The sequence below is a fragment of the Micromonospora sp. NPDC023956 genome, from assembly GCF_040639195.1.
Lineage (GTDB): Bacteria > Actinomycetota > Actinomycetes > Mycobacteriales > Micromonosporaceae > Micromonospora.
Map to the genome: position 1 here is coordinate 307,896 of NZ_JBEZZN010000006.1, position 23,685 is coordinate 331,580.

Consider the following 23,685-nt stretch of genomic DNA (forward strand, 5'->3'; position numbering starts at 1 on the left):
TGCTACACGGACGGCCGTCCCCTCCCGCCAGCGCCTCTTCGACCCCGGAAGAAGGTCCTCGTGCCATGGAACGTCTGAGATCACCCCTGCGCGACCACGCCGGTCGCGTCCTGCTCGCCGCCGCGCTCGTCGCGTCCGCCGCCACCCCGGCACTCCTGGCGACCGCGCCCGCGACCCCCGCGCGGGCCGCTGTCACCCTCAACGACAGCGAGGTGACCGCGAACCTCTGGGAGTGGAACTGGCCGTCGGTCGCCACGGCCTGCACCGACCACCTCGGCCCGGCCGGGTACGGCGCGGTCCAGGTCGCCCCGCCGCAGGAGTCGGTCAGCCTGCCGAACAGCCCCGACGGCGTGCACCCGTGGTACGAGGTGTACCAGCCGGTCTCGTACGAGCTGGAGAGCCGGTTCGGCAACCGGCAGCAGTTCGCGGCGATGGTCACCGCCTGCCACGCCGCCGGGGTGCGGGTGTACGTGGACGCCGTGGTCAACCACATGGCCGGCACGAACAACCCGGCGGGAAGCGTCGGCTACGCCGGCACCCAGTTCTCCGGCTACGACTACCCCGCCGTGCCCTACGGCACCGGCGACTTCCACCGGCCGGGCGACAACTGCCCGACCAGCGGGACGATCACCGACTGGAACAACGAGGCCCAGGTCACCAGCTGCGAGTTGCTCTCCCTCTCCGACCTGTACACCGAGAAGGAGACCGTCCGCAACAAGATCGCGGCCTATCTCAACGACCTGATCGGCCTCGGCGTCGACGGCTTCCGGGTGGACGCGGTCAAGCACGTCAAGAAGGAGGACTTCGCGGCCATCCTCGGCAAGCTCGACAACACGGTCGCGGAGAACCGGCGTCCCTACGTGGCGCAGGAGATCTTCGACGGGGCCAGCAACGACGCGCTCAAGGCGCGGGCGTTCATCGGCAACGGCGACGTCCTCGACTTCGCGTACGCCAAGGGGATCCGGGCCGCCTTCCAGGGCTCGGTGGCCACGCTGGCGAACATCCCCAGCTGGAACCTGGACGCGCCGAGCGCCAACGTCTTCGCCATGGTCACCAACCACGACCTGGAGCGGGACGGGGTGGTCCTGTCCTACCAGAACGGCACCGACTACGTGCTGGCCAACTACTTCGCGCTGGCCTACCCGCACGGTAAGCCGTCGGTCTACGACAGCTTCTCCTGGACCAACCGCAACCAGTCCCCGCCGCACGACGGCAACGGGTACGTCACCGACACCGTCTGCGGCGGCGCCTGGAACTGCCTGAGCCAGAGCACCGGGATCAAGGGCATGGTCGGCTGGGCCAACGCGGCGCGGTCGGTGAAGACCATCGCCGACTTCACCGCCGTCAACAACAACGTCATCGGCTTCCACCGGGGCGACCGCGCCTGGATCGGCATCAACGACTCCGGCACCGCCACCAGCGCGCAGTTCGTCACCGGCCTGGCCGACGGCGAGTACTGCGACGTCATCTCCGGTGGGGCCGGTGGTGCCGGCTGCACCGGCACCCGGGTCACCGTCTCCGGTGGACGGGCCACCGTGACCATCCCGGCCAACGGCGCGGTCGCCATCCACGTCGACGCCCGGCCCACCCCGGGGGTCACCGTCGGCACCACGTTCACCGCCACCGCCGCCCTCGCGGCCGGTCAGACCCTGCACCTGGTCGGCGACACCGCCGCGCTGGGTGGCGGCAACCCCGCCGACGCCGTCCCCCTGACCGGCAGTGGCAACACCTGGACGACCACCGTCGCGCTGCCGGCCAGCACCGCGATCTCCTACCGCTACCTGGTCCGGAACGGGTCCACGGTGGTGGGCCGGGAGGCGGCCGACCGCACCTTCACCACCCCGGCCGGCGGCACCGTGACCCGGACGGACACCTACGTCCCCGGGCCGGTCGGCGACACCGTCGAGGCCACCTTCACCGTCACCGCCTCGACCACCAGCGGCCAGGGCGTCTATCTGGTGGGCAGCGTCCCCGCGCTCGGCTCCTGGGCGCCGGCCTCGGCGGTCCAGCTGACCGCCCAGGGCGGCGGCGTCTTCCGGGGCGTGGTGCCGCTGCCGACGTCGAGCACGGTGGAGTACAAGTTCGTCAAGCGGACCGCCGCCGGCGCGGTGACCTGGGAGTCCGGTGCCAACCGGAGCCTGTCCACCCCGGCGGGCGGCGGCGTCACGGTCACCGAGACGTTCCGGGGGGACACCGCCACCTCGGCGGTCGCCACCTCGTTCCAGGCCACCGCGATCACGTCCTGGGGGCAGAACGTCCAGGTGGTGGGCAACGTCGCGGCCCTGGGTTCGTGGAACCCGGCCAACGCGGTGCCGCTCTCGTCGGCCGGCTACCCGGTGTGGGCGGCCACGGTGAGCCTCCCGCCGAACACCGTGGTGGAGTACAAGTACCTGAAGAAGAACGCCGACGGCACGGTGACCTGGGAGGGCGGCGGCAACCGCAGCTTCACCACCCCGTCCGGCGGCGCCCTGACCCGCACCGACGCCTGGCGCTGACGCGTCGACCGACCGTCCGACGGCCGGCCCCCGGGTGGGGCCGGCCGTCGGGACGACGGGGGAGCGGGACCGGGAAGAGGTTGACGTGAGTGGATGCGGTTCGTACCGTCGGCGAGGAAAGCGCTTTCACTTCCGTCGCCGTCCCCGTCCCGGAGGTACGTCCACATGCGTCCGTCCCGCCAGCGTCGGCTGGCCCTCCTCCTGTCGGCGGTGCTCGTCCCCGCCGCCGCGTCCGTGGTCGGGCTCGCCGCGACCGCCTCCGCCGCCACCGTGTTCAGCGACGACTTCGCCGACGGCGACACCAACGGCTGGTCCAAGTCCGGCGGCAGTTGGGCCGTCGTCGCCGACGGCTCCCCGGCCGCCCGGCAGTCCAATGCCACCAGCGAGAACGCCCGCCTCTTCGCCGGCGGCACCAGCTGGACCGGCTACACCGTGCAGGCCCGGGTGAAGCCGCTCAGCCTGGCGGCGAACGGCCACGTCAGCCTGCTGGCCCGCGCGAGCGGGTCGACGGTGTACTACCGGCTCGCCCTGCTGCCCGGCCACCGGGCGCAGTTGCAGGCGGTCAACGGCCAGGCGGTGACCGTGCTCGCCACCGTCTCCCGCACCGTCACCCCGGGGACCTGGTACACCCTCGCCGTCGAGGTCGACGGCACCACCGTCCGGGGCAGCGTCGACGGGACGGTGATCGGCCAGGGCACCAGTTCCCTCTCCAGCGCCGGCCGGATCGGCCTACAGACGGCGTACGCGTCGGCGTCCTTCGACGACGTGGTGGTCACCACCGGCGGTACGGCCCCGCCGACCACCCCGCCCGCGACCACCGCCCCACCGACCACGCCGCCGCCCACCAGCGCCCCGCCGACCACCCCGCCGCCCACCACCGCCCCGCCGCCCACCGGCACGCTGATCGTGGCCACCAACGGCGACGACGCGAACCCGGGCACCCTGGCGCAGCCGTTGCGGACCATCCAGCGCGCCCACGACCTGGTGCAGCCCGGCGGCACCATCGCCGTCCGGGGCGGCACCTACGCCCCGACCAGCACCATCAAGATCCTGAAGGACGGCAGCTCGGCGCAGCCGATCACCCTCACCACCTACCAGGGCGAGCGCGTGGTGATCGACGGGGAGAACATGCCGTACACCCCGGGGGCAATCGGCTCCAGCATCCCCCGGGCCGACCGGGGCGCGCTGCACGTCGAGGGCGACTGGTGGCGGTTCGTCGGTCTGGAGATCGTCAACGGTCCGTACGGCATCTTCGGCGTGGACACCAACCACGGCCGGTACGAGCGGCTGACCACCCGGGACAACTACGAGTCCGGCCTGCACATCCAGGGCTCCTCGTCCGGCAACCAGATCGTCGACCTGGACAGTCACGGCAACCGCGACCCGCGCAAGAACGGCGAGAGCGCGGACGGGCTGGCGATCAAGGAGGGCTCCGGCAGCGGCAACGTCGTGCGGGGTGCCCGCCTCTGGCGCAACGCCGACGACGGCTTCGACGCCTGGTTGTTCCTGTCGCCCATCCTGATCGAGGACAGCGTCGCCTACGACAACGGTTACAACTACTGGAACCTGCCCGACTACACCGGTGACGGCAACGGCTTCAAGAACGGCGGCGGCACCGACCCCCGTCCGGCCGTCGCCCACGTCACCCGCAACAGCATGGCCTGGGGCAACTCGGCCGGCGGATTCATCGACAACGGCAACCCGGGCTCCCTGGTGTTCGAGCGGAACACCGCCTGGGACAACGGCAAGGCCGGGTTCGACGTCTCCCGCTCGACCTCCACGCTGAACCGGAACCTGTCCGTCGGTAACACCACGAACGTCTCGCTGGGCAACTCCACCGGATCGAACAACTCGTGGAACATCGGCGGCACCTGGAGCTTCGTGAGCACCGACCCCGCGACCATCACCGGACCCCGGGCGGCGGACGGGTCCATCCCGTCGTCGACCTTCCTGCACCCGGCCAACGGCGCGGACGTGGGCGCCCGGCTCTGACCGTATCCCCGCAGGGCGCTGTCGCCGCCGACAGCGCCCTGCGGCACGGGCCGCCCGGGGCGGAGATGGACACCGGCCGCGCGGGGCGTCCCCCGGCGAGGGACCGGGACCTCTACGGTGGTCAGCCGGAGCCGATTCCGTCAGCCGAGGAGAGAGCCGATGGCCGACCCCCGCCACCGCCCGTGTCCCGCCCGGTCGCACGAGTCCGGTGTGGACGGCGCGCGGCGATGAGCGAACCGGTACCCGTGGTGATCGTCGGTGCCGGCCCCACCGGCGTGACCGCCGCGCTCCTGCTCGCCGGGCACGGCGTCCGGTCCGTGCTCCTGGACCGGTGGGCGGACGTCTACCCCCGGCCCCGGGCCGTGCACCTCGACGACGAGGTCTACCGGATCCTGCACCGGATCGGGGTGCACGAGCAGTTCGCCACCATCTCCCGGCCGGCCGAGGGACTGCGGTTGCTCGCCCCCGACCACCGGGTTCTCGCCGAGTTCAACCGGGGCACCGGCGCCGGGGTCCACGGCTATCCCCAGGCGAACATGTTCGACCAGCCGGAGCTGGAACGCCTGCTGCGCCGCCGGCTGGCCGGGGAGCCGCTGGTCACCCTGCGCGGGGAGGTGGAGGTCACCGGCGTCGACCGCGACGGCGACGGACCGGTCCGCGTGCACCTCGTCGACCGCGCGGCGGGACGGCGGGAGACGCTCTCCGCGCGGTTCGTGCTCGGCTGCGACGGTGCCAACAGCACCGTCCGGCCGCTGATCGGCGCCACCATGCGCGACCTCGGCTTCGCCCAACGCTGGCTGGTGGTCGACGTCGACACCGACGCCGACATCGCCGCGTGGGAGGGCGTGCACCAGGTCTGCGACCCGCACCGTGCCGCCACCTACATGCGGGTGGGGCGGCGGCGGTACCGGTGGGAGTTCCGCCTGCTGCCCGGCGAGACGGCGAGCGGCCTCTCCGCGCCGGAGGCCCTGCACCGGCTCGTCCGGCCCTGGACCGGGGACGTGCCCTTCACCGCGTTGACCGTGACCCGCTGTGCCGAGTACACCTTCCGGGCCCAGGTCGCCGACCGGTGGCGGGACGGGCCCGTCCTCCTCCTCGGCGATGCCGCCCACCTCACCCCGCCCTTCATCGGGCAGGGCATGGGCGCCGGCCTGCGCGACGCGGCCAACCTGACCTGGAAACTCGCCGCCGTCCTCGCCGGCAGCCTGCCGGAGAGCGTGCTGGACAGCTACGAGGCGGAGCGGAAACCGCACGTCACGTCGCTGATCCGGTTGGCCACGGTGATCGGCCGCGCGATGACCGAGGGAGGCGAGATCGGCAACCTGCTGCGGCGGGTCGTCGCCCCGCGTCTGGCGTACCTGCCCGGCTTCCGGGCGAAGGTCCTCGACAGTGCGACCCCGCCGCTGCCGCGGTCGGTCCTGCGGCAGCGGCGGGCGTCGCCGCGCAGCCCGCACGGCCGGCTCTGCCCGAACGCGCTTCTCGGTGACGGCCGGCGGTTCGACGACGTGGTCGGTCCCTGCTTCGCGGTGGTCACCGTCCGGGCGCTGCCGGCGGAGGTGGCCGGGGCGGCCCGGCGGCACGGCGTGGTGCCGGTGCCGGTGGAGCCGGCCTCGGACCTCGGCCGGTGGCTGCGGCGGGCCGGGGTCGGCGCGGTCCTCGTCCGCCCCGACCGGACGGTGATGACCTCGGGGGACGACGTGTCCGCCCTGCTGGCGCGGGCTCCCTCGGTGCGGTGCGGCGACCTGCCGTCGGTCCACCCCTGACCGTCGGCTCCGGCAACCGGTGATCGGCCGGCGTACTCGGACTGGCCTGCGCTTTCCCCGGCTGCCGCACTAATTGGCAACAGTGTTGACAAAAACGTGAACCATCGACATGCTTCGCTAGAGAGCGCTCTCTCGCCGCCGGTGGGAAGCGGCGTCGCCGGTGGCCACCGCAGCCGTACCGGCGTCGCCCGGCCGGACACCACGCCGTGCCCGGCAGCCACCGGCACGCCGCGCCCGGACCGTTCCACCACGCGAAGGAGATCCCCGTGCCCCGATTCCGACTTCCCCCGCGGGTCCGCCCGCTCGCGCTCGTCCTCGCCGCGGTGCTGGGCTTCACCGCGGCCCCCGTCCTGCCCGCCGGTGACGGGCCCGCGCAGGCCGCGATCGGCGGCATCACCTGGCAGGACGAGTTCAACGCCTCGGCCGGCACCCCCGTCGACCAGAGCAAGTGGCGGTTCGACATCGGTGGCCACGGGTGGGGCAACAACGAGTTGCAGTACTACACCAACAGCACCAGCAACGCGGTGCACGACGGCCAGGGCAACCTGGTCATCACCGCCCGGCGGGAGAACCCGAACAACTACCAGTGCCACTACGGCCGGTGCGAGTACACCTCGGCCCGGCTGCTGACCGCCGCGACCTTCACCCAGGCGTACGGTCGCTTCGAGGCCCGCATCAAGATCCCCCGGGGTCAGGGCATCTGGCCGGCGTTCTGGATGCTCGGCAACGACTTCGGCAGCGTGGGCTGGCCGAACTCGGGCGAGATCGACATCATGGAGAACATCGGTCGGGAGCCGAACACGGTGTACGGCACCATCCACGGGCCGGGGTACTCCGGTGGCGGCGGCATCACCGGCGGTCGGACCATCGGCGCCCCGCTGGCCGACGCCTTCCACACCTACCGGGTGGACTGGGAGCCGAACTCGATCATCTGGTACCTCGACGGGGTCGAGTTCCACCGGGTCGACCCGAGCCGGCTCAACGGTAACCGCTGGGTCTTCGACCACCCTTTCTTCATGATCCTGAACGTGGCGGTCGGCGGGAACTGGCCCGGCTACCCCGACGCCAGCACCCAGTTCCCGCAGCAGATGCTGGTCGACTACGTCCGGGTCAACGGCTACACCTCCGGCAACAACCCGCCCCCGGGCAGCACCCGGATCCGTGGCGTGCAGAGCGGACGTTGCGTCGACATCCCCAGCGCCAACCCGGTCGACGGTGCCAAGCTCCAGATCTGGGACTGCAACACCACGGCCGCGCAGGCGTGGACGTTCGCCGCCGACGGCACGGTCCGGGCGATGGGCAAGTGCATGGACCCGGCCTGGGCCGGCACCGCCAACGGCACCGAGGTCAACCTGGTCACCTGCAACGGCAACCCGGCGCAGAGGTTCACCCTGAACGCCGCCGGTGACCTGGTCAACCTCAGCGCCAACCGGTGCGTGGACGTCCGGGACAACGTGACCGCCAACGGCGGCAAGCTCCAGCTCTGGGACTGCGCGGGCACGCCCAACCAGAGGTGGACCCGGTACTGACGCGCCCTGGCTCCGGCCGGCCGGTGGTCAGGCCGGCCGGACCAGCACCACCGCGAGGGTGCGCGGACCGTGCACCCCCTCCACCCGGTGCAGCTCGATGTCACTGGTCGCCGAGGGGCCACTGACCAGCGTGACCGGCCGCTGCCGGGCGAGCCGGGCCAGCAGCTCCGGCACGCTCTGCACCACCTGCCCGGCGTGGACCACGCAGAGGTGCCGGTCCGGGACCAGGGTGAGCGCCCGGCGGCCCTGGCCCGGCCCACCGTCCAGGGCGATCGTCCCGGTCTCGGCGGCCACCGCCGCGCACCCGGTCACCACGGCGGCGAAACCGTCCAGGGCGGTCGCGTCGGCGCTGCCGTCGTCCCGGGTGGCGTCGGTCAGCCCCCAGTGCGCCGGCAGGTCGGGCGGCACCACCACCCGGCCACCCGGCGGCACGATCCGGGCCAGCTCGGCGGCGAGCGTGGCCGCCAGCTCCCCGGGCGCGGTGCGGGTGACCGTGGCCCGGTAGTCCACCAGCCGGTCGGTGAGCAGGTCGAGCAGGGCGGGGTGGCCCGGCGGGTGCTCGCCACGGGTGCGGTACGCCCGGGGCACCACCGGCACCACCGGGTCGGTACCCAGGGCGGCCCGGATGCGTGCCAGCACCACCTCCCGCGCGCTCACCGCCGTTTCCCCCGGACGCCCCCGGCCCCACGGGTGCCGGGGCGGCCGGTGGACCGCCACCAGCTCTGGAAGGTCCGCCGGGGCGGCAGCGGGACGTCCCGGCTGGCGGTCCAGGTGGACAGCGGGGGCGGCAGCCGGGTGATCCGCCCGTGCCGGCCGCCCAGCAGCCGGCCCAGCCGCAGCAGCGACCCGGCGATCCGGAACCGGCGGGGGGACGCCATCACCCAGGCGGCCAGGGCCATCGCCACCGCCTCCGGCGAGGGAAACCGCCGCCGGGCGCGTTCGGCGACCTGTCTTCCGCGCAGGTGCACCAGGACGGACGGGATGTCGATGCGTACCGGACAGACGTCGTAGCAGGCACCGCAGAGACTCGACGCGTACGGCAGGGACGCGTTGTCCGCCACACCGGTGAGCTGTGGGCTGAGGATCGCCCCGATCGGCCCCGGATAGACCGAACCGTACGCGTGGCCGCCGGTGCGTTCGTAGACCGGGCAGACGTTGAGGCAGGCACTGCACCGGATGCAGTGCAGCGCGCTGCGCCCGCGTTCGTCGGCGAGCACGGCGGTGCGGCCGTTGTCCAGCAGCACCAGGTGGAACTCCCGGGGCCCGTCCCCGGGCGTCACCCCGGTCCACAGCGACGTGTACGGGTTCATCCGCTCCCCGGTGGAGGAGCGGGGCAGCAGTTGCAGGAAGACGTCCAGGTCGGACCAGGAGGGGACGACCTTCTCGATGCCCATCACGGTGATCAGCACCTCGGGCAGGGTCAGGCACATCCGGCCGTTGCCCTCGGACTCGACGACGGCCAGGGTGCCGCTCTCGGCCACGGCGAAGTTGGCCCCCGACACGGCGACCCGGGCGTCGAGGAAGGTCCGCCGCAGGTGGGCGCGGGCGGCCATGGCGAGCTGGTGCGGGTCGTCGGTGAGGTCGGGGTCCACGTCGGGCATCTCCCGGCGGAAGATGTCCCGGATCTCGGTGCGGTTGCGGTGGATCGCCGGCACCAGGATGTGCGACGGACGGTCCTGGCCCAGCTGGACGATCAGCTCGGCGAGGTCCGTCTCCACCGGCCGGATACCGGCGTCCTCCAGTGCCTCGTTGAGCCCGATCTCCTGGGTGGCCATCGACTTGACCTTGACGATCTCGGTCGCTCCGGTGGCCCGGACCAGATCGGTGACGATGGCGTTGGCCTCCACCGCGTCGCGGGCCCAGTGCACCCGGCCGCCCCGCGCGGTGACCTCGTGCTCCAGCCGGAGCAGGTGCTCGTCCAACCGGGCCATGGTGGCCGCCTTGACCGCCTCGCCGGCCCGGCGCAACTCCTCCCAGTCGGGCAGTTCCCCGACCACGGCCGCGCGCCTGCCCCGGATGGCGCCGGTGGCGTGCCGGAGGTTCCGCCGCAACTGCCCGTCGGCCAGTGCCCGGCGGGCCGCTGCCGGAAACGGCTCGCTGCCCCGCAGCCCACCCACTCCCGGCGGGGCGTACACCGGGTCGGCCGGCCGGACGCCGGGCATGCCCAGGAAGGTGTTCACCGCGCGTCCTCCCGGTTCACCGGTGCTCCGCCATGCCCGTCGGGACCGGGTCGTGTTCCGTGTGGGCCAGGATCTGCGCCAGGTGGAGGGTCCGGGTGCCGGCGCGCAACCGTCCCAGTCCGCCACCGAGGTGCATCAGACAGGACGCGTCCCCGGCGGTCAGCACGTCCGCCCCGGTCGACCGGACGGCGTCCAGCTTGTCGGCGAGCATGGCGGCGGAGGTGTCGGCGTTCGTGACCGCGAAGGTGCCGCCGAAGCCGCAGCACTGCTCGGCGGCCGGCAACGCGACCAGGTCGAGGCCGCGCACCGCGCGCAGCAGGCGCAGCGGCCGGTCACCGACCCCGAGCAGCCGCAGCGAGTGGCAGGTCGGGTGGTAGGTGACCCGGTGCGGGAAGTGCGCGCCCACGTCGGTCACCCCCAGCACGTCGACCAGGAACTCGGACAACTCGTAGGTGCGGGCGGCCAGCGCGTCGGCGCGGCTGGCCAGTGCCCGGTCCCCGGCGGCGCGGGCGACGTCCGCGTGCTGGTGCCGGACAGAGCCGACGCAGGAGCCGGCGGGCGCGACCACCGCGTCGTAGCGGGAGAACACGTCGACGTGCCGACGGACCAGCGGGACCGCCTGCCGGTGGTAGCCGGTGTTGACGTGCATCTGCCCGCAGCAGGTCTGGTCGGCGGGGAAGACCACCTCGTGACCCAGCCGTTCCAGCAGGCGCACCGTGGCCCGCCCGACCTCCGGGAAGAGCACGTCGGCCAGACAGGTGACGAAGAGCGCGACCCGCATCAGCGGCTCCGGCCGGGTCGGGCCGGGCCGGGGCGGCCGGCGCGGCACCGGGTGGGGGCGGCACGGGAGCAACCGGGCCGACCGGTCGCTGCCCTGCGGAGGGTCACGGCCGGCGTCCGGTCGGGCGGGATGCGCACGCGGTCCACGGTACCGAGCCGGTGGCCGGGCCGCCCGGCGACCGACCCTGCAACAAACTTCCCTATGTGTTTGCGAGTAGGGTAGTTTGCGGAGCGATGAGCGAAGAAATGTACTCGGTGGAGCAGGTGGCGGAGCGGCTCGGCCTGCACGTGCGCACCGTGCGCGGCTACATCCGCAGCGGTCGGCTGCGCGCGGTACGGATCGGCAAGCAGTACCGGATCACCCGGGCCGACCTCGCCGCGCTGACCGGACGACCCGTGTCGTCGGCCGGGGCCGTCGCGGTCGAGGTGTCGAGCATCGTCCAGGTCGACGGAGTGGACCGGACCGCTGCCGACCGGCTCGGCACCCTCCTCCTGGCCGGGGCGAAGACCGTGCGGGACCCGGCCCGGCCCCTGCGCATCCAGACCGTCCACGACGAGGAACGGAGCCGCATGAAGATCGTGGTACTCGGGGGCGCCGCGGCGACCGCCGAGGTGCTGCACCTGGTCGAGGCGGTGCTCGACGGGGGCAGTGGCCTGCTCGTCCGGGAGGTCGACGATGCCTGACGTCATGCAGGAGCGGGCCGGCGTGCAGGTGCTGGTCTGCGATCCGGACGGACCGCCGGTGGCCACCCCGCAGGACGCGTCGGACCTGGTCGGCGCGGTCTTCCTCGGCGCCCGGGCGGTGGCCGTGCCGGCCAGCCGGCTCGACGCCGGCTTCTTCTCCCTGGGCAGCGGCTTCGCCGGCGAGGTCATGCAGAAGTTCGTCAACTACCGGCTGCGGCTGGTGGTGCTCGGCGACATCTCCCGGCACCTCGCCGCCAGTTCCGCGCTGCGCGCCCTGGTCCACGAGTCGAACCGGGCCGACCATGTCTGGTTCCTGCCCGACCTCGAGGCGCTCGACGCCCGGCTGCGCGACACGGCCTGACCGGGCCGTGGCGGCGTCCCGACCTCCGGGGTCGGGACGCCGCCACGGCGTCCTGTCGGGGTTGACGGGATCAGCTGGTCGGGAAGTTGTCCGGGGTGCGGATGCGGTTGCGCATGAAGGTGCCGGACTCGGTCAGCACCGCCGTGCCGGCGTACGTGCCGCCGTAGCAGGTGCCCGGCCGGAACGCGGCGCTGCCCTCGGCCTTGTCGGAGTAGGTCCAGTTCGCGTAACTGATCTTCAGCCGGTCCAGCAGGTCCAGCCAGGTGGCGCTGCTGGCCAGGTCGACCCCGCCGTCACCGGTGTAGTCGACCGTGCCGAACTCGGTGACGAACATCGGCAGCCGGGCGGCGGCCCGCTCCAGTTCGGCCCGGTAGTTGTCCCGGTGCGAGGCGGCGTAGAAGTGGAACGCGTACATCACGTTGCTCGCGTTCACCGGGTTGTTGATGATCTCGGTGGAGTTGCCGCCCTCCGAGACGCCCAGCGACGACCAGGCCCGGGTGCCGACGACCACCACGGCGTCCGGGTCGTTGGCCCGGATGACCGGGATGACCTGCTCGGCGTAGTTCTTGATGGTCGACCAGCTCACGCCGTTCGGCTCGTTGGTGATCTCGTAGATCACGTTGTTCTTGTTCGCGTGCCGGGCGGAGACGGCGGCGAAGAAGGTCTTGGCCCGCTCCAGGTTGAACATCGGGTCGCCCGGAGTGAGGGTGTGGAAGTCGACCAGCGCGTACATGCCGCGCTCGGTGGCCTCCTCGACCAGGTTGTTGACCCGGTTGGTGAATCCGGCCGGGTCGGTCTCGTAGCCGTCCTCCTGCACGTACATCGAGATCCGGAACAGGTCGGCGAGCCAGTCCTTGGCGAGCGCGTCCAGGGACGCGTCGTTGTAGCAGTGCGGGAACCACTGGATGCCGTGCGAGCTCATCCCGCGTAGCTGGATCGGCTTGCCGTACTGGTTGCAGAGGTTGGCGCCGCAGACCCGCAGCTGACCGTTGACGGCCACCGGCGTCTGCCCGCCCGGCGGGGGCGTGGTCGGCGGGGGAGTGGTCGGTGGCGGGGTCGTCGGTGGGGGAGTGGTCGGTGGCGGGGTCGTGGGCGGGGTGGAGCCGTTGCAGACCGTGCCGTTCAGGGTGAACGACGTCGGTGCCGGGTTGCTGCCGGTCCAGGTGCCGTTGAAGCCGATGCTCGTGCTGGCCCCGCTGGCCAGCGCACCGTTGTAGCTCAGGTTCCGTGCGGTCACCGCGGGACCGGTCTGGCTGTACGTCGCCGACCAGCCCTGACCGACCCGTTGGCCGGCGTCGGGGAAGCTGAAGCCGAGGGTCCAGCCGCTGATCGCGTCGCCGAGGTTCTTGATGGCGATGGAGGCGGTGAACCCGCCGGCCCAGCTGCTGGTCGTGTAGGTGACCTCGCAGCCGGCGGCGGCTGCGGCGTCCTCGGTCGGCAGGACCGCGGTCGCGCCCATGGCCAGCGCGCCGATCGCGCCGGCCACGGCCAGCTGTCGCCGGAACGGACGTGGGATGTCTGTCATCGGAACCGTCTCATTCTGTTCGAGGTGGGGGTGGGGGCGGTCCCGCGGGAGTCGCCGTTCCCGGTTTCCGGCGCGCGGCACCGTGCTGCGGGGCGTCGCGGGTTGCCCACACCCGTCCCGCCGACCCGGACGGCGCTCATCGGCGCGACCGTGGCCGGACCGGCACCGGTCCCCGGTAGCGGGAGCGCTCCCACGGCAGCGTACGGGGGCCCGTAACGTCCATGCAACATGTGCATGTGTCGACGTCCCGGGATCAGGCCAGCCGTCGGGTGCTGTGCCGGACCACCAGCGGCGTGGCCAGTTCGAGGCGGTGGCTGCCCAGTTCCTCGCCGTCCACCAGGCCGAGCAGCATCCGGGTGGCCATCGCCGCCATCTCGGTCAGCGGCTGGCGGACGGTGGTCAGCGGCGGCACGGCCCACCGGGCGGTGTCGAGGTCGTCGAAGCCGACGATGCTCATGTCGTCCGGCACCCGCAGCCCCCGCTCGTAGAGGGCCTCGTACGCCCCCATGGCCATCTCGTCCGCGCAGGCGAAGATGGCGGTGGGCGGTTGGGCCAGGTCGAGCAGGGCGTTGGTCTCCCGGTAGCCGGAGGGCGCGGTGAAGTCGCCGGTGCGGACGTAGCCGGCGGGCACCCGGTGCCCGCCCGCGCTCATGGCCGCCCGGTAGCCGTCGACCCGGGCGCGGCTGCACGGCACGGTCGGCGGACCACCGATCACCGCGACGCGCTCGTGACCCAGGTCGACGAGGTGCTCGGTGGCGGTGAGCCCGCCCGCCCAGTTGGTCGCGCCGACGCTGGGGATGTCGGCCGGCGGGTGCCCGGCGGGGTCGATGATGACCACCGGAATGCCCAGCTCGTCGAGCTGACCGCGTTGACTGGCGGAGATGTCGGAGAGGACCAGCAGCACCCCGTCGCAGCGACGGGCGGCGAGCTGCTCGGTCCACCGGCGGTCGGGGCGGTTGCGGTGGCGCCCGTGCACCGCCGAGACCACCACCCCGAAGCCGGCCCGGTAGGCCAGCTCCTCCACCCCGTCGATGATCTGCATCGCCCACGGGTTGCCCAGGTCGCGGAGGACCAGGTCGATCAGGCCGGCCCGGCGCGCCGGTCGGTTGGTGCGGCGGACGGTGTACCCGCGATCGTCCAGCAGGGTCTGCACCTTCTGCCGGGTGGCCGCCGCGACGTCCGGACGGCCGTTGAGGACCTTGGAGACGGTGGGGATCGACACGCCGGCGGCCTGCGCGATCTCGGCCAGCGTCGCCCGTTGCTGCTCCACGGCATCTCCTCACCGTCCGGTCCGGCCGCAGCATATCCCGAAACTTTCGACGCTCACCGGTGCCCGGTTGGTCGGCGCGGCGGGTGGCGTCGGACGCGGGCGGCGCACACGCGAGGAACTCCCGGTGGACGGGGGACCTCGGTCCCCGGCCCGCCGGGAGTTCCGTCAGCAGCGAAGCGCCGGTGCCGCCGACCCTGCGACAGGGCCGGGTCCGGTCAGGTGGTCAGCCGAAGGTGATCGTCCAGCTCTTGCCGTCGAAGACGGCCGTGGCGTCGGTTTCGCCGTCCGGGAAGACCAGCGCGGTGGGACTGGTCAGGATGCTCTCGCTGACGACAGTGCCGGGCTTGTAGCTGCCGAACGCCAGGTAGTAGGTCGGGGTGACACCGAATCCGGCGCCGGTGTCCGACTGGGTGGGGACCACGAACGTTCCCGCCCCCGACATGCCGATGCCCACACTGCCCTGGTCGGGCGAGCCCGAACCGGGGACCGAGTCGTCCTGGCTGATGTCGAGTGATCCGCTGCCGGCCCCGGAGGTCGGCTTGCCGAATTCGAATCCGCCGTCGACGTAGGACAGGGAGACGGTGTTTCCGTTGTCGAGGTCGGCGGGAATGACCTGCCCTGCGTCGTAGTTCACGCCGGGTTTCAGCGTGCCGGTCTGGCCCCAGACGAAGTTGTAGTCGATGGTCCACGAGAACGTGACCTCGGTGCCCGCGTGGCACATCTTCGACAGCCAGGCCAGGGAGTGGACATCTGACGGCTGGTTCGGCTGCTGCTGGAACACGATCGCGTTCTCGTCGTCGATCTCGGACTTGTTGACGATCGTGACGCTGTACGCCGTACCGGCGGGAGCGGCGACGCCCCGGCCCTCCGGTGCCGTTTTCCCCGCAGCGTACGCCGAGGGCGGCACCGCCGCCCCGAGCAGCGTCATGCCCAGGGCCACGCCCAGGACGGCAAGCCCTTTTCGCCGACTCGTCGACATTTCTTCCGTCATGCGTTTCTCCTGGAAACTCCGGGCACGTTCAGGTGCATGGGGAACGCAATCAACATCGTCGTCGACGGCTGCGTGTCGTCCTTGAGCAGGACCGACCAGAATCCTAGGTCTGATTTATTGATGATCGCAATGGTGGGGAACTTCGGCTGTTCGACAACGCGAGAGCATTCATGCAGGCAAATCTTGTTTCCGGTGCTGAAATGGCACAAATGAGTTAATTGCTGTCGGGTCGTGATCCGTGCCCGTGGCCCCTGTCGGGGGTGCCGGGCGTCGCGGATTCACCGGCCCCCTGCGGAGGTCGAGCGCCGCAGAAGGCCGGTGGATCCGCTTGCCGCCGGCCCGGCATCCACCGGGCCGCGCGGCTCAGTCGACGTCGAAGACGCCTTGCCGGACCGCCTCGTTCCAGGTGACCTGGGCGATCTTGTTCTGCCCGCTGAGCGACGGGTGGAAGCCGTCGAGAATCGACAGGTCGGACGAGGTGAACGGAGTGTCGTGCACCGCGCCGTTGTCGTAGAACACGTTGCCGCGCTCCGCCGCGAGCTTGGCCAGCCGCTGGTTGTACCCGTCGACCCGGGCCTCGACCGCGGCGCGCCGCTCGTTCGCGGCGGACGAGGTGTCGGTCGGGTTGGCCAGCATCACCGGGCAGATGCCGATCAGCGACCAGCGCGCCCGGATCAGGACGTTGTCCCGTCCGATCCGGTAGAGCGACATCATGCTCGGCACCGAGGCCAACATGACCCGGGTGTCCGGATTCTTGGCCCTGATGATGTCGAGCGAGCGACGCACGTTCGCCTCGAAGGTGTCGGGCGAGGTGGTGCCCGACGGGGTGGAGGCGTAGCAGATGTCGTTGCCTCCGACCAGGATGGTCACGTAGTCGGCGTCGGCGGCGGCGAGGGCGTTGGTCGCCTGGGTGGCCAGGTGGGTGGAGCGGTCGCCGCCCCTGGCGTAGTTGCCGCCGGTCATGTCGACCCCGTACGCCTCCAGCCGCCGCAGGTGCGACTGGACGGCCGTGCTCGTGCCGGTGGACCAGGAGTTCTGCGGTTGGGCGTCGCGCGTCCCGTCGGCGACGGCGGCCCTGGTGATGGAGTCGCCGAGCGCGACCATCCGCGCGCTGGTCGGCACTGCCGCGACCGCGGCCGAGGGGGCCAGCAGCGTAGCGGCCGCGACCGCCGCGATGCTGGCGAGAAGGGTCCGGTGGGACATCATGGTGGGCTCCGGAAGATGGTCGGAAGGCTCGCCGCCGGTGGGACCGGACCACCTGTCCGGGGCCGGGCGGCGTCTGACACCGGTGAGCGTAGAACTCGACGATCATCGCTGTCAGCAGGCGGTCGCGACCGTTCGGCCAGGTGCGCCGGACCGTCGACGACCAGGGCGGGTCCGTGGCTGGCCCCGGCGGAGTCGAGCGGTGCGGTAATCCCGGTGCCTCCGGTGGCCCACCGCTGGAATGATCATTGGCATGTCGTCCCCACCTGTCGTCCCGTCCGGTGACCGCCGACCGGGCGGCCCGACGACCGCCGGGGCGACCGACCGGCTGGTCGACGAGCACACGATCCTCCAGGTGGTCGTGGGTTCCCGCGCCTTCGGTCTGGCCGCCGCCGGCTCGGACACCGACCGGCGGGGCGTGTACGCGTTGCCGGCGGACGCGTTCTGGCCACTGACCAAACCGGCGACGCACCACGAGGGCCCGCTGCCGGAGCAGTTCCGGTGGGAGGTCGAGCGGGTCTGCGTCCTCGGGCTGGCCGCCAACCCGAACGTCCTGGAGGTCCTGCACTCGCCCCTGGTGGAAACCTGCGCCCCACTCGGCGCGGAACTGCGTGACCTCGCCCCGGCGTTCCTGTCCCGCCGGGTCGTCGACACCTACCTGCGGTACGCCAGGGCACAGTTCGCCAAGGCCGAACGGGGCGTCGAGCGCACGGGCGCGCCCGTGTGGCGGCACGTCACGCACCTGATCCGACTGTTGACCGCCGGCGGGCACCTGGTGCGTACCGGAGAGCTGGTGCTGGACGTGGGGGCCGACCGGGACCGCCTGCTGGCGCTCAAGGCGGGGGAGGTGCCGTGGGCCGAGGTGGTCCGGTGGCGGGAACTGCTCGCCGGTCGGCTGGCCGCCGGGCTGGAGCACAGCCCGCTGCCGGTCGAGCCCGACACCGACCGGGTCGAGCGGTGGCTGGTGTCGGTGCGCCGCCGGTCGGTACGGGGGCTGGCGTGACCGGGCCGGTGGACGCGGGACTGCCCACCGGCGTGGACCTGGCCGCCGTGGTGGGGGAGCAGCCGTACCCGCAGGTCTTCGCTACCGTCTCCGGCGCGCACCTGTACGGTTTCCCGTCCCGCGACTCCGACGTGGACCTGCGCGGCGCGCACCTGCTGCCGGTCGCCGACCTGATCGGGCTGGGCGAGCCGACGGAGACCCGTACCGCGATGTGGCAGCGGGACGGTGTCGAGCTGGACCTGGTCACCCACGACCTGCGCACGTTCGTGCGGCTGATGCTGCGCCGCAACGGCTACGTGCTGGAGCAGCTGCTCTCCCCGCTGGTGGTGCGGACATCGGCGGTGCACGCCGCGCTGGTCGAGCTGGCCCCGGCGGTGCTCACCCGGCACCACGGCCACCATTACCGCGGGTTCGCGGCCACCCAGCGGCGGCTGTTCGACCGGACCGGCGAGCTGAAGCCGCTGCTGTACGCCTTCCGGGCGCTGCTGACCGGCGTGCACCTGATGCGGACCGGCCGCGTCCGGGCGCACCTGCCGACGCTCTGCGACGTCGAGCCGGCCCCGGCGTACCTGGCCGACCTGGTCGCGGCCAAGCGTGCCGCCGAGCACGGTGCGCTCGGTGACCTGGTGCCCCGCGCCACGCTCGACCGGGACCTCGACGCGCTGACCGCCCGGCTGGAGCAGGTTGGGCAGGACACCCCGTTACCCGACCGGCCGTCCGGTGCCCGGGATCTCGACGCCCTCGTGGTCGGGGCCCGGCTGGCGGCGTTCGCCGGATGACGCCGGCCCGGACGGCGCTGCCCGGGCCGGCGGTCGGCGGATCACACCGTGACGACCCGGTTGTCCACGATGGCGGAGAAGGTGGACTCCGGCTCGATCAGGCCCCACTTGACCATCCAGCGGTAGGTCCGCTCGAACTCGCCCTCCGGGTACGGCTCCGGGTCGGCGTAGCGCAGCCGGCCGAGCCGGAAGTCCGCCGGCTCCAGCCTCACCACGTCCTCGGGCACCTCCGCGACGAAGTGGTGCAGGTACGGCTCGATGTCCTCGTTGATCGTCCGGACCGCCCGGCGGACGGCGCGGTCGACCGCGGCGAAGGTCTCCGGGTCCAGGTCGGCGCTGGCGATCTCCGAGCCGACGTAGAACGCCTCGGTGATCAGCACGTAGCCGAGCTTCTCCGCGGCCGTCGTCCACGGTTCCATCAGTGCGACCGCGTCGATCTCGCCATCGCGCAGCTTGCGGAACCGTTCGGCCGGTCCACCCGCGTGCACCACCTTGATCTCGTCCTGTTCGAGGAAGCCCTCCAACGACTGGATCGCCAGGTAGTGCGAGCCGTGGTGGAAGTTCACCCCGACCGTACGGTTGGCCAGGCCCTGCGGGTGCAGGATGCCGGAGTCCGGGCGGACGAAGATCGCCTGGCTGGCCACCGCGGCCCGCTTGGCGATGATCTGGCCGCCCCGGCCGCTGTCGTGCGAGCGGCGGATCTGCCCCCACTCGCAGGCGCGGTAGAGGGAGACGTCGCCGCTCTCGAACGGCTTGGAGATGCCGCCGAACGAACTGACCAGTTCGTGCTCCTCGATCGGCTTGAGCACGGCGTCGTACGAGCCCGGGGCGACCAGCTCCAGGTCGATGCCCTCCTCGGCGAAGTAGCCGTGCTCCAGTGCGACGAGGTAGGGGAGGGTGAAGATGGCGCCGCTGCGGACGCTCCTGACCTTCTTCAGTGCCACCGTGGTGGTCCTTTCCATGCGGGTTGTCATCGGGTGGGTGTCGTGACGGGTGGTGTCGCGGACAGGCGGACGTTCCCCACCACCTCCCTCCGTGGCGGCGGTGGACGGAACAGCCGCCAGGTGGCCCCGGCGGCGAGCGCGGCGGTGACCGCCACCAGCCCGTACGCGACGCGCAGGGCGGTGACGTAGTCCTCGCCGGAGTCGGTGGCGACCCGGGTCAGGTCGTCGGTGGACCGGCCGGACGCGACCAGCACCGACACCAGCACGGCACCGAGCCCGGCGACGCCGAGGTTGGTGCCGACCTGCCGGGCGGCGCTGGTGATCGCGCTGGCCACCCCGGCCCGCTCGCCGGGCAGGCTGGTCACCGCCGCGTTGGTGGCGGGCGGGTTGACCAGGCCCATGCCCGCCCCGAGCAGGAGGTAGCCGACCAGCAGCAGCGGCAGCCACACGTCGGTGGCGACCACCAGGGCGAGCAGGGTCATGGACGCCACGAAGCACAGGTGCCCGACCGTGGCGGGGAGCCGGCCCCCGTGCCGGCCGACGACGCGACCGGAGACATTGGCCAGGACCAGGGTGCCGACCGTGGTGGGCAGGGTGAGCAGCCCGGTGGCCAGCGGGCTGAATCCGAGCACCTGTTGCAGGTAGAAGGTGTTGACGAAGGTGAACCCGCCCAGCGCGAGGTAGGCCACGACCGCGCTGAGCACCGCGCCGCGCAGGGCGGGGACGGCCAGGTGCGCCGGGTCGAGGACGGGGTCCGCCCGTCGCCGGGCGGCGGGGGCGTACCCGGTCGCGGCGGCCAGGCCGACCGCTCCGGCGACCAGGACCGGGCCGCTGGTCCAGCCCCGGGTCGGGCCGTCGATCAGCGCGAAGGTGAAGCCGACCAGGACCAGGGCGGCCAGGGTGTTGCCCAGGGCGTCCAGCCGGCGTGGCGGGCCGTCGACCCGCCCCTCGGGCAGCAGTCGGGTGCCCAGGTACAGCAGTGCCGCCCCGCCGACCCCGACCCAGAACACGCTGCGCCAGCCGGCCGCCTGTACCAGGACCCCGCCGACCAGCGGACCGCAGGCCGCCGAGACGCCGGCCGTGGCGCTCCAGGTCCCCAGCGCCCGGCCGCGCTGCCCGGCGTCGGGGAAGAGGTTGGCGATCAGGGCCAGCGCCGGTGGTGCCATCAGCGCGCCGCCGGCGCCCTGGAGGCCACGGCTGACCACCAGCCAGATCGCGTCCGGCGCGACGCTGCACGCCAGGGAGCCGACGACGAAGACGCCCAGGCCGAGCCGGAAGATCCGCCGCCGCCCGTACCGGTCGGCGATCGCGCCGCACAGCAGGGTGAGGCTGGCCCGCACCAGCGCGTTGCTGGCCGCCACCCACTGAAGTTCGGCCGTGGCCAGCCGCAGGTCGCGCTGGAGCGAGGGGAGGGCCAGGTTCAGCGCGGTGCCGTCGAGGACGCCGAGGAAGAGCGTCCCGCAGCAGACCAGCAGGGCGGCGCGGCTGCGCCGGGGCAGGGGCATCTCAGAGCTTCTCGTACACCGGCCGGTCGGCACGCTTCGTCAGGATGCCGACCTCCAGGGCCACCTCGATCTGCTTCTCGACGTTCGCGAAGACGGTGTCGTCCCAGGCGTCGCCGTAGACCGGCGCCAGCCGGTCGGGCAGCAGTTCGACGGCCTTCTTCTCGTCCGGCTGGATGCCGTAGTCGGCGTGGTACCGGGCGGTCAGCGTGGGGTCCTCCTTGATCAGCCGCCAGGCCTCCACGGTCAGGTCGACGTACGCCTTCGCGGTCTCCCGGTTGGCGGCCAGCCAGTCGCGGCGCACCGCCGTGCCGTTGAGGAAGAGCGGACTGCGGTCGCCGGTGCCCTGCTGCCACAGTTCGCTGACCGAGGCGAGCTGCCGGTTGCCCTTGGCGACCAGCCGGGTGGCGTTGGGTTCGATCGCGATGATCGCGTCGAGGTCGCCGCGTTCGTAGAGCGCCAGGTTGGCGATCGGCTGGCCGGTGAAGAGCCGGTACTGGCGGGCGAAGTCGATCCCGTTGACCGCCGAGGCGAGCGCGGCGGCCCGGTAGGTGTCGCTGCTGGCCGGCTGGACGCCGACCTTCCGGCCCTTCAGGTCGGCCACCGTCCGGTACGGACTGTCGGCCGGCACGATCCAGCTCCCGTGGTTCCACAGCGACGGTCCGACGATGACCACGTCGTGACCGTTGGTGTTCACCTCGGTCACGCCCAGCGGGCCGAAGGCGTAGATGTCCAGCACCCCGGTGAGCAGTTGCTCCTGCCCGGCGCCGGGGCCACCGCCGGCCTTGCGGTCGAGGGTGAGGCCGTACTTGCGTTCCAGGCCGAACTGCTCCACCAGGGAGTCGCGGATGGCACCGGCGGTGCCGGGGCTGCGGGGCTGGACCCGGGCGCGGCGGGTGCCGGCACTGGCCGGCTCGTCCGCACCGCAGGCGGAGAGCAGGGCGGCGGCGCCGGCGCCGCCGGCGAGCAGGCCGGCCGCGCGCAGCAGGGATCGTCGGTCGAGCGGGTACGCGGACAAGGGGGTTCCTTCCGGGTCAGGCGAGGGCCGCCACGATCTGGCGGTGGATGTCGAACAGGTCGGGGTCCTCGGGGCCGCGTGGGCGGGGCTGGTCGATGCGGTACTCCCGCACCACCCGCGCCGGCCGGTCGCCGAGCACCAGCACCCGGTCGGCGAGGAACGCGGCCTCCAGGGCGTTGTGGGTGACCAGCAGCCCGGTGCGGGGCTGGCGCAGCCACAACTGCTGGAGCAGCAGTCGCAGCCGGCGGGCGGTCAGCTCGTCGAGGGCGCTGAACGGTTCGTCGAGCAGGAGCAGTTCGGGTTGGACGACGAAGGCCCGCGCCACCGCGACCCGCTGGCGCTGCCCACCGGAGAGCACCGACGGGTAGGAGCGGGCGTAGTCGGTCAGGCCGACCGCCCCGAGGATCCGGGCCACCTCGGCGGTGTCCACCCCGGCCGCGCGGGCGGCCAGCCGGACGTTGGTCTCGACCGGGGCCCAGTCGAGCAGTCGGGGCTGCTGGAACACCATGCCGACCCGGGGTGCCGCGTCGCCGGTGTCGACCCGGCCGGTGTCGGGGCGTTCCAGGCCGGCGACCAGGTGCATCAGGGTGGTCTTGCCGGTGCCGGACGCGCCGACCACGGCGACGAGTTCGTCCGGGGCGAGGGTGAGGGAGAAGTCCCGGAAGATCTGCTGCCGCTCGCCGGTCCGTCGGTCGGTGAAGGCCTTGTCGACCCCGTCGAGGGTCACCCGGACGCTCATCGGACGGCCACCCTCCGCCAGCGGGTCGCCCGGCGTTCCAGGGTCTGCACCAGGCCGTACTCGATGACCGCCATGACCAGGGCGAAGGCGATCGTCCAGGCGAGCACGCCGGCCACGTTGTGCTGGGAGAACTCCAGGTTGAGCTGGTAGCCGACACCGTCGGCGAGACCGAAGATCTCCACCAGGACGATGACCTTCCAGGCCATCGCGATGCCGAGCCGGGCTCCGGTGAACAGGTCGGGGACGATCGCCGGGATCCACACGTGGCGCAGCCGGGTCAACGCGTCGAACCGGTAGACGTGCGCCATCTCGCCGAGCGCCGGGTCCACCGCGCGGACGCCCTGGGCGACGTTGATGGTCAGCGCCGGGGCGGCGGCCAGCGCCACGGTGAGGATCGGGTTGAGCAGGCTCACTCCGAACCAGATGACGCAGAGCAACGCCTTGACCAGGCCCGGGGTGGCCAGGCCGATGAGCACGGCGGGCTCCAGGAACCGGCGGAGCCACTCGTTGCGCCCCATCGCGATGCCGGCGGCGACCGAGACGACGAACGCCACGGCGAAGCCCAGCCCGACCCGGGTGAGGGTGACCCGGATGTTCTCCCACAGCGCGCCACCGGTGGTGATGTCGGCCAGTTCGCGGGCGATGTCCGCGAGGCCCGGGATCAGCGCGCTACCGGAGGTGGCCGCCATCAGGTGCCAGCCGGCGGCGAGGAGCCACAGCAGCAGCAGGGCGGGCAGCGGCCGGGTCAGGCGGAGCCGGCGATCGGGGGGTGGTGGTCGGTCCGGGGGTGTCGAGGAGGTCCCGGAGCGCACGACCTCCTCGGCGCCGACGGGGTGCGTGAGGGTCATCGCCATCCCATCTATCGGTACACGGCCGCAGTCGCGGCGAAGGGTGGACCGCACCTGACGTGGGCGATCTTCGGATTCC

The 23,685-nt window shown here is 72.6% G+C and carries 20 protein-coding genes; 8 read left to right on the forward strand and 12 right to left on the reverse strand.

What is annotated here, in order from left to right:
* The first annotated feature begins 65 nt into the window (after positions 1-65).
* The 4 genes from AB0F58_RS15225 to AB0F58_RS15240 all read left to right on the forward strand — a co-directional run bounded on the left by AB0F58_RS15225 (position 66) and on the right by AB0F58_RS15240 (position 7,779).
* Positions 66-2,495 carry a carbohydrate-binding module family 20 domain-containing protein gene (locus AB0F58_RS15225; RefSeq protein ID WP_357142695.1) on the forward strand — a complete coding sequence of 810 codons (2,430 nt, stop codon included), beginning with the start codon at positions 66-68 and terminating at the stop codon, positions 2,493-2,495.
* Positions 2,496-2,660: 165 nt separating this feature from the next.
* Entirely contained in the window at positions 2,661-4,487 is a 1,827-nt protein-coding gene (locus AB0F58_RS15230) for a right-handed parallel beta-helix repeat-containing protein (RefSeq protein ID WP_357142696.1), read from the forward strand.
* Positions 4,488-4,714: 227 nt separating this feature from the next.
* Positions 4,715-6,250: a bifunctional 3-(3-hydroxy-phenyl)propionate/3-hydroxycinnamic acid hydroxylase gene (locus tag AB0F58_RS15235; RefSeq protein ID WP_357142697.1), complete on the forward strand. Its 1,536-nt coding sequence runs from the start codon at positions 4,715-4,717 to the stop codon at positions 6,248-6,250.
* A gap of 266 nt (positions 6,251-6,516) precedes the next feature.
* Positions 6,517-7,779, forward strand: a complete 1,263-nt coding sequence (locus tag AB0F58_RS15240; protein ID WP_357142698.1) for a family 16 glycosylhydrolase — start codon at positions 6,517-6,519, stop codon at positions 7,777-7,779.
* A gap of 27 nt (positions 7,780-7,806) precedes the next feature.
* Here the strand turns inward: AB0F58_RS15240 and AB0F58_RS15245 are convergent, their stop codons facing one another.
* Genes AB0F58_RS15245 through AB0F58_RS15255 form a run of 3 tightly spaced genes read right to left on the reverse strand, consistent with a single transcriptional unit; the run spans position 7,807 to position 10,740 of the window.
* On the reverse strand, positions 7,807-8,436 hold the full coding sequence (locus tag AB0F58_RS15245; protein WP_357142699.1) for an LUD domain-containing protein: 630 nt from the start codon (positions 8,434-8,436) through the stop codon (positions 7,807-7,809).
* Positions 8,433-9,941, reverse strand: a complete 1,509-nt coding sequence (locus tag AB0F58_RS15250) for a LutB/LldF family L-lactate oxidation iron-sulfur protein (protein WP_357142742.1) — start codon at positions 9,939-9,941, stop codon at positions 8,433-8,435. Before AB0F58_RS15250 ends, AB0F58_RS15245 begins: the two co-directional genes overlap by 4 nt.
* Positions 9,942-9,975: 34 nt before the next feature.
* The gene (locus AB0F58_RS15255; protein WP_357142700.1) at positions 9,976-10,740 is read right to left on the reverse strand and encodes a (Fe-S)-binding protein; all 765 of its coding nucleotides are present in this window, start codon (positions 10,738-10,740) and stop codon (positions 9,976-9,978) included.
* 233 nt (positions 10,741-10,973) lie between these two features.
* Here AB0F58_RS15255 and AB0F58_RS15260 point away from each other — a divergent pair, with 233 nt between their 5' ends.
* On the forward strand, positions 10,974-11,423 hold the full coding sequence (locus AB0F58_RS15260) for a helix-turn-helix domain-containing protein (protein WP_357142701.1): 450 nt from the start codon (positions 10,974-10,976) through the stop codon (positions 11,421-11,423).
* A complete protein-coding gene (locus AB0F58_RS15265) occupies positions 11,416-11,784 on the forward strand; it encodes a DUF4180 domain-containing protein (protein ID WP_357142702.1) in 369 nt (122 codons plus the stop codon). The genes AB0F58_RS15260 and AB0F58_RS15265 overlap by 8 nt, the downstream gene beginning before the upstream one ends.
* 70 nt (positions 11,785-11,854) lie before the next feature.
* Here the strand turns inward: AB0F58_RS15265 and AB0F58_RS15270 are convergent, their stop codons facing one another.
* From AB0F58_RS15270 to AB0F58_RS15285, 4 genes are all read right to left on the reverse strand, one after another.
* The gene (locus AB0F58_RS15270; protein ID WP_357142703.1) at positions 11,855-13,309 is read right to left on the reverse strand and encodes a cellulase family glycosylhydrolase; all 1,455 of its coding nucleotides are present in this window, start codon (positions 13,307-13,309) and stop codon (positions 11,855-11,857) included.
* Positions 13,310-13,562: 253 nt separating this feature from the next.
* The gene (locus tag AB0F58_RS15275; RefSeq protein WP_357142704.1) at positions 13,563-14,579 is read right to left on the reverse strand and encodes a LacI family DNA-binding transcriptional regulator; all 1,017 of its coding nucleotides are present in this window, start codon (positions 14,577-14,579) and stop codon (positions 13,563-13,565) included.
* A gap of 223 nt (positions 14,580-14,802) precedes the next feature.
* Positions 14,803-15,570, reverse strand: a complete 768-nt coding sequence (locus AB0F58_RS15280; RefSeq protein ID WP_357142705.1) for a hypothetical protein — start codon at positions 15,568-15,570, stop codon at positions 14,803-14,805.
* A 363-nt stretch (positions 15,571-15,933) separates the two neighbouring features.
* A complete protein-coding gene (locus AB0F58_RS15285) occupies positions 15,934-16,776 on the reverse strand; it encodes an SGNH/GDSL hydrolase family protein (RefSeq protein ID WP_357142706.1) in 843 nt (280 codons plus the stop codon).
* Positions 16,777-17,026: 250 nt separating this feature from the next.
* Between AB0F58_RS15285 and AB0F58_RS15290 the strand changes: the two genes are divergently transcribed.
* Together AB0F58_RS15290 and AB0F58_RS15295 are read left to right on the forward strand one after the other, a co-directional pair.
* Positions 17,027-17,776 (forward strand): nucleotidyltransferase domain-containing protein, encoded by a 750-nt coding sequence (locus AB0F58_RS15290; protein ID WP_357142707.1) that lies wholly within the window; start codon positions 17,027-17,029, stop codon positions 17,774-17,776.
* Positions 17,777-17,796: 20 nt separating this feature from the next.
* The gene (locus tag AB0F58_RS15295; protein ID WP_357142743.1) at positions 17,797-18,555 is read left to right on the forward strand and encodes a nucleotidyltransferase domain-containing protein; all 759 of its coding nucleotides are present in this window, start codon (positions 17,797-17,799) and stop codon (positions 18,553-18,555) included.
* A 41-nt stretch (positions 18,556-18,596) separates the two neighbouring features.
* Here AB0F58_RS15295 and AB0F58_RS15300 read toward each other — a convergent pair whose 3' ends face one another.
* The 5 genes from AB0F58_RS15300 to AB0F58_RS15320 are packed head-to-tail and all read right to left on the reverse strand — an operon-like array spanning position 18,597 to position 23,606.
* Positions 18,597-19,499 (reverse strand): ABC transporter substrate-binding protein, encoded by a 903-nt coding sequence (locus tag AB0F58_RS15300; RefSeq protein WP_357142708.1) that lies wholly within the window; start codon positions 19,497-19,499, stop codon positions 18,597-18,599.
* 26 nt (positions 19,500-19,525) lie between these two features.
* The gene (locus AB0F58_RS15305; protein WP_357142709.1) at positions 19,526-21,004 is read right to left on the reverse strand and encodes an MFS transporter; all 1,479 of its coding nucleotides are present in this window, start codon (positions 21,002-21,004) and stop codon (positions 19,526-19,528) included.
* Position 21,005: 1 nt separating this feature from the next.
* Positions 21,006-22,019 (reverse strand): ABC transporter substrate-binding protein, encoded by a 1,014-nt coding sequence (locus AB0F58_RS15310; RefSeq protein WP_357142710.1) that lies wholly within the window; start codon positions 22,017-22,019, stop codon positions 21,006-21,008.
* Positions 22,020-22,035: 16 nt separating this feature from the next.
* Positions 22,036-22,758, reverse strand: coding sequence for an ABC transporter ATP-binding protein (locus AB0F58_RS15315; RefSeq protein WP_357142711.1), 723 nt, complete (start codon positions 22,756-22,758; stop codon positions 22,036-22,038).
* Entirely contained in the window at positions 22,755-23,606 is an 852-nt protein-coding gene (locus AB0F58_RS15320) for an ABC transporter permease subunit (RefSeq protein WP_357142712.1), read from the reverse strand. The genes AB0F58_RS15315 and AB0F58_RS15320 overlap by 4 nt, the downstream gene beginning before the upstream one ends.
* Positions 23,607-23,685 lie beyond the last annotated feature (79 nt).

What these genes read in the sequence shown, in the direction of transcription:
- AB0F58_RS15235 (WP_357142697.1), top strand. Translation starts at nt 4,715, where the DNA reads ATGAGCGAACCGGTACCCGTGGTGATCGTCGGTGCCGGCCCCACCGGC.
- AB0F58_RS15315 (WP_357142711.1), bottom strand. Translation starts at nt 22,758, where the DNA reads ATGAGCGTCCGGGTGACCCTCGACGGGGTCGACAAGGCCTTCACCGAC.
- AB0F58_RS15270 (WP_357142703.1), bottom strand. Translation starts at nt 13,309, where the DNA reads ATGACAGACATCCCACGTCCGTTCCGGCGACAGCTGGCCGTGGCCGGC.
- AB0F58_RS15230 (WP_357142696.1), top strand. Translation starts at nt 2,661, where the DNA reads ATGCGTCCGTCCCGCCAGCGTCGGCTGGCCCTCCTCCTGTCGGCGGTG.
- AB0F58_RS15260 (WP_357142701.1), top strand. Translation starts at nt 10,974, where the DNA reads ATGAGCGAAGAAATGTACTCGGTGGAGCAGGTGGCGGAGCGGCTCGGC.
- AB0F58_RS15305 (WP_357142709.1), bottom strand. Translation starts at nt 21,004, where the DNA reads ATGCCCCTGCCCCGGCGCAGCCGCGCCGCCCTGCTGGTCTGCTGCGGG.
- AB0F58_RS15290 (WP_357142707.1), top strand. Translation starts at nt 17,027, where the DNA reads ATGTCGTCCCCACCTGTCGTCCCGTCCGGTGACCGCCGACCGGGCGGC.
- AB0F58_RS15265 (WP_357142702.1), top strand. Translation starts at nt 11,416, where the DNA reads ATGCCTGACGTCATGCAGGAGCGGGCCGGCGTGCAGGTGCTGGTCTGC.
- AB0F58_RS15320 (WP_357142712.1), bottom strand. Translation starts at nt 23,606, where the DNA reads ATGACCCTCACGCACCCCGTCGGCGCCGAGGAGGTCGTGCGCTCCGGG.
- AB0F58_RS15250 (WP_357142742.1), bottom strand. Translation starts at nt 9,941, where the DNA reads ATGCCCGGCGTCCGGCCGGCCGACCCGGTGTACGCCCCGCCGGGAGTG.
- AB0F58_RS15285 (WP_357142706.1), bottom strand. Translation starts at nt 16,776, where the DNA reads ATGATGTCCCACCGGACCCTTCTCGCCAGCATCGCGGCGGTCGCGGCC.
- AB0F58_RS15280 (WP_357142705.1), bottom strand. Translation starts at nt 15,570, where the DNA reads ATGACGGAAGAAATGTCGACGAGTCGGCGAAAAGGGCTTGCCGTCCTG.
- AB0F58_RS15225 (WP_357142695.1), top strand. Translation starts at nt 66, where the DNA reads ATGGAACGTCTGAGATCACCCCTGCGCGACCACGCCGGTCGCGTCCTG.
- AB0F58_RS15255 (WP_357142700.1), bottom strand. Translation starts at nt 10,740, where the DNA reads ATGCGGGTCGCGCTCTTCGTCACCTGTCTGGCCGACGTGCTCTTCCCG.